This is a genomic window from Rhizobacter sp. P2_H2 (genome assembly GCF_056403375.1).
In genome coordinates this window covers 1-6,200 of record NZ_JBFUFP010000251.1, presented here as the reverse complement: position 1 = coordinate 6,200, position 6,200 = coordinate 1, and the positions used below count along the sequence as shown (strand labels likewise).

Genomic DNA, 6,200 nt, shown 5'->3' with positions numbered 1-6,200 from the left:
CAGCACCGGCGTGCCGGTGCACCAGTTCGTCGTTCAGCGGCGTGTCGAGCGCGCGGTGTCACTGCTGCGTGGTGGCGAGATGCCGCCCAGTGAGGTCGCGCTCGAGGCAGGCTTCGCACACCAGAGTCACATGGCGCGCTGCATGCGCCGGCTGCTCGGCGTCACCCCGACGCTGGTGAGCCGGGGCGCCTGATCGGACCAGGACATGCACGGAACGACGCCATTGCGGGCTCGCATCTTGGCCGTTCCCGACCTTCAAGGCATGCTCGAGCCTTACCGCCAGGAGACCCATGTGCGCAAAGCCCGATCACGCGAAGCAGGCCGCAGATGAACGGCGACATCGTCACCATCGAGGAGCTGAACTCTCTGACGGGAGACAGCCGCCTGGCGCTGCGCGGTGTCAAGCGCGGCGAAGACGGCATGGACTTCCATGCCCTGGCACTCGAGGCCAGAACGCCGACAGGATGGGCTCAAACCGCCGTCATCACGGAGGAGCAGTTCCAGGGCGCGCACCCGAATCGCCGGTGGGTGTCGAGCCTGCACAGCTTCCTGCCGAGTGCCGGCACGGCCATCATCCAGGTCGGCGAAGGGAGCCGGCCGATGCATCCGACCGGCGTCACGCTGATTCACTACTCGTGGCGGCGATGGGATGTCGTTCAGAACGTCGAGTTGGCCCGGCTCAAGGATTGCGCCGGCCCATTCGATCCTCTGTAGCCAGCTTGGACCGCGCACGAAATGTCCGCTCGATGAGGCCTTCGGCGATCGGCGCTTTCCAAGACGCCGCCGCCAAACTAGGGAACCGATGGTTCATCCGGGCATGCTTCGATTTCGTCCGGGTACATGGCTTCAAGCCAAATGGTCGTGCCTGTGGCTGGATCGGAGCATTCCACTTCATAGGCGAGCGCCGGCTTCTCGTACACATCGAGGACAGCTCCGGTGTCGCCCACGCGCGGATGGCGGCTGTAAAAGACCTTCCGGCCGGTGAAGCGATCACCGCGGATCGCGACTACGCGGACAACCATGTATGGCCGCAAGGTTTTGGGCATGAGCAGGCGATTTGAGATGGGCGGATGCACGTCGTCCGATTCAATTGGGTGACCAATGGATCCAGGCGGGGCGGGCGCCGTCGTTGACGTAGAAGTACGCGATGGCTTTGTAGCCTTGTTCGACGTCGATGGACCACGAGCGCGGATGCTCGTCGATCTGGCCATTGCTTAACCGATACTGAACCTCGCCTGGCGCGTCGCCATTCCCGATCGACGTGAATCCGCTGTCTCCTGCCTCCCTGGCATACATCAGGAACGCATCTGCGCCGTTGCGCAACATGCACAGCGAAGGTCCGCCCTTGACGGTGATCCAGAGCTCGAATTCCTTCTGCACATCAAGCTCATGGAGCCAACACCCCAAGTGCTCGACCGACTCAATGCCGACGGCCTGCCCATTCACCGACACCTCGAAGATGGCTGCGTCGCCTCCTTCGATCGGCTCGTCGAGCCGCGGCACTTCTTCTCGCTCAGAGATCACACACTCGGCGCTCCACCATCGATCGTGCCCGTTGAACAAGGAACCCGAGACACGCTCGATGTGCTGGACAAGCGCACGCGCCTCGTCCCAATCGGCGCACACCAGCCCGTACAACGTGAAGTGGATCTCCGAAGGCGGCCACTCCCAGGCGGCTTCGCCCCAGACCTGGGTCGATTGCCCTTCGAACAGCTCTCGGAATGCAATGAGCCAAGGCTTCGGCCAGGGAAATGGCTCGTCCTTTTGCGGCAAGCGTTCGACCTCGACATCGCATCCGAAGTAGCCGCAGGCCACGTCGCTTCCGATGAAGATCGGCAGATCAATGTGAACGAAGGAAGTCACTGCGGTTCTCGCACTTGCCCTGACGGGTCGTGTGTGCCGCTCATCCACCCACATACGGCCCCTTGACCTCGCCCCACCCCCACTTCGGCATCGGCGCATCAGGATCGACGCTCGCCCCCGGTTGCGAGTTGATGACCGCAAGGCGCGATCCCCACTCCAGGTAGCCCACGAGTGCCGAGCGGAACTCGGGATCATCGGGCATGCCGAGTTCGTCGGCGGTCGACAGCAGCAACTCCACCCAGCGCCGGCGCTTGTCCTGCGTCAGGTGCCGGTTCAGGTGCTGGCGAATCATGTGCGGGTGGCCGCCGTGTGCCGCCGAATAGGTCGCCGGGCCGCCCAGCACCTCCGCGAGGAAGGCGGCCACGTGCGCAGGGTGCTCCGCGCCCATGTGCGCAAACACCGGCGCGAGCAAGTCGTCCTGTGCGACGCGCTCGTAGAAGCGCGTGGTCAGCCGGTTCAGCGCATCGATGCCGCCGAGCCACTGGTACAGCGTGGGAGTCGATGCCGTCATCTTCAGGATTCCTGTTGAGTGGGTATGCGTTGGACCTTGACCGCCGTCGCATAGTCAGCCGGCGTACGACCGACGAGCTTGCGGAAGTCCGCGATGAAATGCGCCTGGTCGAAGTAGCCGAGGTCCTGTGCCAGCGCAGCCCACGAGACGGGCTCGCCGGCCTGCACGCGAGCGACGGCCTCATGCAGCCGGTAGCGCTGGATCACCCATTTGGGGCCGACCCCCACGTACTCGGCGAACAACCGCTGCAGCGCGCGCAACGTCAAGCCGTGGCGTTCGGCGAGGTCGGCGGCCGCGACGAGCTCGCGGTCGTCGACGATCGAATCGACGATGCGTGCCGCCAGCAGCGCCTGCGGGTCGGGCATGGGCACGCGGGGCGCGAGGAAGCGCTCGGCGGTTTCCATGGCGTCGGCCATGTCCTCGTGCCCGAGCACGTCGGCCAGCACGCGCGCAGCGTCGCCGAACAGCTCCGCCAGCGGCAGGTGGCGGTCGGCCAGCTCGGACACCGGCCGCTGCAGGACGCCGCGGAAAGCGCCGGGGCGGAACTTGATGCCGAAGGCCTGCGAGTCGCCCTCCAGCAAGGTCGTCCAGCGGCCGGTGTGAACGCCGTGGGCGGCCATGCGGCCGGGCTCGATGACGATGTGCACGTTCGGGTGCGGCAGCGTCTCCTGCACCTGGGGCGGCTGGCCGGCAAGGCGCCAGCGCACGCGCCAGAAGTGCTCGATGGTGTCCGCAAGCCCAGGAGTCGGCGCGGCCCGCTCGTGCGTGAAGGCGCCGTCGGCGACACGGTGCAGCACGCCGCGCGCCTGCTGCGCGACCGGGCGTCGCGTTTTTCCAATCGTCAGCGCGGGAGTGGGCATTCCAATGCGGGCATTGCCAAGTCCGGACGATGATGCCATGTCCCTCCACCGCGCCTCCGCACCCTTCGTTGCGCTCGCCCTGGCGGCCTGCGCGGCGGTGTCTTCCCCTCGACAGGAGATCCCCATGAGTTCACGCCACCATGCCACCGGCCCGTTCGACGTCAAGCTCGCGCTGCAGCCGCTCAGCGACGTGGCCGCACCCGCAGGCCTCGGCCGCATGTCGATCGACAAACGCTTCCACGGCGAGCTGGAGGCCACGAGCCAGGGCGAGATGCTCTCGTGGCGCGATGCCGCGATGACCTCCGGTGGCTACGTCGCGCTCGAGCTCGTGCGCGGCACGCTCGCCGGCCGCGAGGGCAGCTTCGTGCTGCAGCACAGCTCGACGATGGCCGCCGGCGTGCCGCAGCAGTCGATCACCGTCGTGCCGGGCTCGGGCACCGGCGCGCTGGCCGGGCTCTCGGGGCGCATGGAGGTCGTCATCGGCGAGGGCGGCGCGCACTCGTATCGGTTCGACTGGGGCTTGCCGGATTGAGCCACTTCCGCAGTTTCGGAGAAGCGCCGGCTCACCGTGAACGATACAAACGTGGGGCTCAAACCAAGGAGATCACATGTGCCACGGTATCGAACTCACGAGTCACCACGCAGAACTCGCTCCCAGGTGGAGCCACTGGATCCGCCAGTCCCACCGCTGGCTGTCGATGGCCTTCACGCTGACGGTCGTCGCCAACTTCATCGTGCGAGCCCGCGGCGAGCCGCCCGCGTGGGTGACCTACTCGCCGCTGCTCCCGCTCTTCCTGCTGCTGTTCAGCGGCCTCTACATGTTCGCGTTGCCGTATGCGAGGCGCTGGCGCAGCACCGGCGCCCTGCGTCAGACCTGAGCTTCGGCCGACCGACGCCGCCGCGCCTGCAACACGACACCCACGAGTCCCAAACCCAACAGCATCGCCATGGCGGGCTCGGGCACCGATGAAGCGAGCGTCATCGTGCCGCGCCACTCGGTGTTGCCATACAGGTACCCGCGCAGGTCGTAGTCGCCGATCAGCGAGTGGTCGCCCAGCGTGCCGAAGAAATACGCCGTGGGGCGCGTCAGGTCGATGCTGGGGTGCGTCACCTCCATCGTCACCGCGTTGCCGACCACCGACAGGGAGGTCACGTTGCCGACGACCGCGCCTTCGATGAACACATGGCCGTAGAGGCCTGCCTGGGCATCGAACGAGTCCAGGTCGATGGTCACCGGGCGGGTGAACAGCGGGCTGGTGGGAACGGGGTTGCTCGGTCCGCCGTACATCGAACCGAAGAGCCAGCTCCCCGTCCAGGTGCCGAACAGGTCGGAGAGCTCGGCGGCCGTGGCGCCGAACGAGCTCACGGACAAGGCCGTCCCGAGGGTGGCTGCGGCCACCAGCTTTCCAAATCGATTCGACATGGCAATCCTCCCTGCAATTGTTGGTGCTTCAATGCCAAGCACGAATTGCACCACTCAGAATGACAGCCCCATGCCGTATCAATTGCTTGCCAACGCCGTGCTCCTGCTGCACATCGCCATCGTGCTGTTCGTCGTCGGCGGCCTGGTGCTGATCGTCGTCGGCAACCTGCGCGGCTGGCGCACGGTGAACTCGCTCTGGTTCAGGTTGGTGCACGTCGGCACCATCGGCATCGTCGTCGCCGAATCATGGTGGGGCATYGAGTGCCCGTTGACCACGCTCGAGATGTGGCTGCGTGCCCAGGCCAAGGTCTCGACCTATTCGGGCGGCTTCATCGAGCACTGGCTGCAGTCCGTCCTGTTCTGGGATGCGCCGCCATGGGTGTTCACCGTGGCGTACTCTGTGTTCGGGCTCGCCGTCGCTGCTGTCTGGTGGCGTTTCCCGCCGAAGCGTAAGGTTCGCCCGGCGGGGCACGACCCAGCCCGACACGACCCTCCAGGAGCGTTTCGATGACCACCCCCTCTCGCCCACCCCGCCGCCGCTTGCTCACCATTGCCGCCTTGCTCGTCGGCACCGGGGCGGTGATGACCCTCTCCGCGATGGCCGGCGGCATGGGCGGTGAAGCCCGGCTCGTGCCGCCGTTCACGCCCACCGCCACCGCGGCCGCTGCCACCGCCCCCACCGAAACCGCCGTCCTCGCCGGCGGCTGTTTCTGGGGCGTGCAGGCCGTCTTCCAGCACGTCAAGGGTGTCACCAACGCCGTCTCCGGCTACGCGGGCGGCGAGGCGTCCTCCGCCGTCTACGAATCGGTCGGCAGCGGCTCCACCGGCCATGCTGAGGCGGTACAGGTCACCTACGACCCGAAGCAGGTCAGCTACGCCCAGCTGCTGCAGATCTACTTCTCGGTGGCGCACGACCCCACGCAGCTCAACCGCCAGGGGCCGGACTCCGGCACGCAGTACCGCTCGGCGATCTTCCCCGCCAACGATGACCAGGCCCGCACCGCACGCGCCTATGTCGAACAGCTCGACAAGGCCCACGCCTTCAAGGCGCCGATCGCGACCCGCATCGAACCCGGCCGCCGCTTCTTCCCGGCCGAGGCCTACCACCAGGATTACCTCGCCCGCAACCCGCGGCAGCCGTACATCGTCTTCAACGACCTGCCCAAGCTCGACGACCTGAAGCGCCTGTTCCCGCAGGCCTGGCGCGCCGAGCCGGTGCTGGTGGCGGGCAAGGCCGCCGGCTGAGGCACGCCAGGGCAAAAAAAAGCCAGCGGCCTTGGAGGGGACCGCTGGCGGGATCAAGTTGGCAGTGGCAACTGCTGCACGATCATACTGTATAAAAAACCAGTCCCGACTGGCCGCATGCCGGATCGCCCGCAAACCATTCACAGATCTTTACCCCCCAGCCAATCCCGCTTCACCCCCGCCCGCGACCATTCATTCCATCGACCCACCTCCCGCGGGTCTTGTTGGAGAAGACGATGAGCGACGTGAGCACTTTCGACGCGCTGCCCCAGGACAAGCCGCGCGGCATCAAACGCCT

The 6,200-nt window shown here is 66.5% G+C and carries 11 protein-coding genes; 6 read left to right on the top strand and 5 right to left on the bottom strand.

The features are described from left to right. Positions 1-193, top strand: a 193-nt coding sequence (locus AC1D15_RS14845; protein ID WP_477826584.1) for a helix-turn-helix domain-containing protein, incomplete at its 5' end; no start/stop codon positions are given. A gap of 134 nt (positions 194-327) precedes the next feature. Continuing rightward, positions 328-714 (top strand): hypothetical protein, encoded by a 387-nt coding sequence (locus AC1D15_RS14840; protein ID WP_047507495.1) that lies wholly within the window; start codon positions 328-330, stop codon positions 712-714. 77 nt (positions 715-791) lie between these two features. Here AC1D15_RS14840 and AC1D15_RS14835 read toward each other — a convergent pair whose 3' ends face one another. Genes AC1D15_RS14835 through AC1D15_RS14820 form a run of 4 tightly spaced genes read right to left on the bottom strand, consistent with a single transcriptional unit; the run spans position 792 to position 3,234 of the window. Continuing rightward, entirely contained in the window at positions 792-1,076 is a 285-nt protein-coding gene (locus tag AC1D15_RS14835; protein WP_477826583.1) for a hypothetical protein, read from the bottom strand. 10 nt (positions 1,077-1,086) lie between these two features. Then, on the bottom strand, positions 1,087-1,863 hold the full coding sequence (locus AC1D15_RS14830) for an Imm1 family immunity protein (protein WP_477826582.1): 777 nt from the start codon (positions 1,861-1,863) through the stop codon (positions 1,087-1,089). A gap of 40 nt (positions 1,864-1,903) precedes the next feature. Further along, entirely contained in the window at positions 1,904-2,374 is a 471-nt protein-coding gene (locus AC1D15_RS14825) for a group II truncated hemoglobin (protein WP_477826581.1), read from the bottom strand. Between the two features lie 2 nt (positions 2,375-2,376). Next, a complete protein-coding gene (locus tag AC1D15_RS14820) occupies positions 2,377-3,234 on the bottom strand; it encodes a DUF6597 domain-containing transcriptional factor (protein WP_477826580.1) in 858 nt (285 codons plus the stop codon). A gap of 124 nt (positions 3,235-3,358) precedes the next feature. Between AC1D15_RS14820 and AC1D15_RS14815 the strand changes: the two genes are divergently transcribed. Together AC1D15_RS14815 and AC1D15_RS14810 are read left to right on the top strand one after the other, a co-directional pair. Continuing rightward, positions 3,359-3,766, top strand: a complete 408-nt coding sequence (locus AC1D15_RS14815; protein WP_047507499.1) for a DUF3224 domain-containing protein — start codon at positions 3,359-3,361, stop codon at positions 3,764-3,766. A gap of 76 nt (positions 3,767-3,842) precedes the next feature. Then, positions 3,843-4,112 carry a hypothetical protein gene (locus AC1D15_RS14810; RefSeq protein WP_477826579.1) on the top strand — a complete coding sequence of 90 codons (270 nt, stop codon included), beginning with the start codon at positions 3,843-3,845 and terminating at the stop codon, positions 4,110-4,112. Here the strand turns inward: AC1D15_RS14810 and AC1D15_RS14805 are convergent. Then, complete coding sequence (locus AC1D15_RS14805) at positions 4,103-4,708, bottom strand: PEP-CTERM sorting domain-containing protein (protein ID WP_477826578.1); 606 nt, start codon at positions 4,706-4,708, stop codon at positions 4,103-4,105. The two genes, AC1D15_RS14810 and AC1D15_RS14805, sit on opposite strands and share 10 nt — an antisense overlap. A gap of 19 nt (positions 4,709-4,727) precedes the next feature. On the opposite strand from AC1D15_RS14805, the gene AC1D15_RS14800 reads away from it, so the two are divergent. Continuing rightward, the gene (locus AC1D15_RS14800; protein WP_477826577.1) at positions 4,728-5,168 is read left to right on the top strand and encodes a DUF2784 domain-containing protein; all 441 of its coding nucleotides are present in this window, start codon (positions 4,728-4,730) and stop codon (positions 5,166-5,168) included. Next, the gene (gene msrA, locus AC1D15_RS14795) at positions 5,165-5,902 is read left to right on the top strand and encodes a peptide-methionine (S)-S-oxide reductase MsrA (RefSeq protein WP_477826576.1); all 738 of its coding nucleotides are present in this window, start codon (positions 5,165-5,167) and stop codon (positions 5,900-5,902) included. The genes AC1D15_RS14800 and msrA overlap by 4 nt, the downstream gene beginning before the upstream one ends. Positions 5,903-6,200: the final 298 nt, after the last annotated feature.

Excerpts from the sequence above, each read along its gene's own strand:
- AC1D15_RS14840 (WP_047507495.1), top strand. The coding sequence starts at position 328 with ATGAACGGCGACATCGTCACCATCGAGGAGCTGAACTCTCTGACGGGA.
- AC1D15_RS14825 (WP_477826581.1), bottom strand. The coding sequence starts at position 2,374 with ATGACGGCATCGACTCCCACGCTGTACCAGTGGCTCGGCGGCATCGAT.
- AC1D15_RS14820 (WP_477826580.1), bottom strand. The coding sequence starts at position 3,234 with ATGCCCACTCCCGCGCTGACGATTGGAAAAACGCGACGCCCGGTCGCG.
- AC1D15_RS14815 (WP_047507499.1), top strand. The coding sequence starts at position 3,359 with ATGAGTTCACGCCACCATGCCACCGGCCCGTTCGACGTCAAGCTCGCG.
- AC1D15_RS14810 (WP_477826579.1), top strand. The coding sequence starts at position 3,843 with ATGTGCCACGGTATCGAACTCACGAGTCACCACGCAGAACTCGCTCCC.
- msrA (WP_477826576.1), top strand. The coding sequence starts at position 5,165 with ATGACCACCCCCTCTCGCCCACCCCGCCGCCGCTTGCTCACCATTGCC.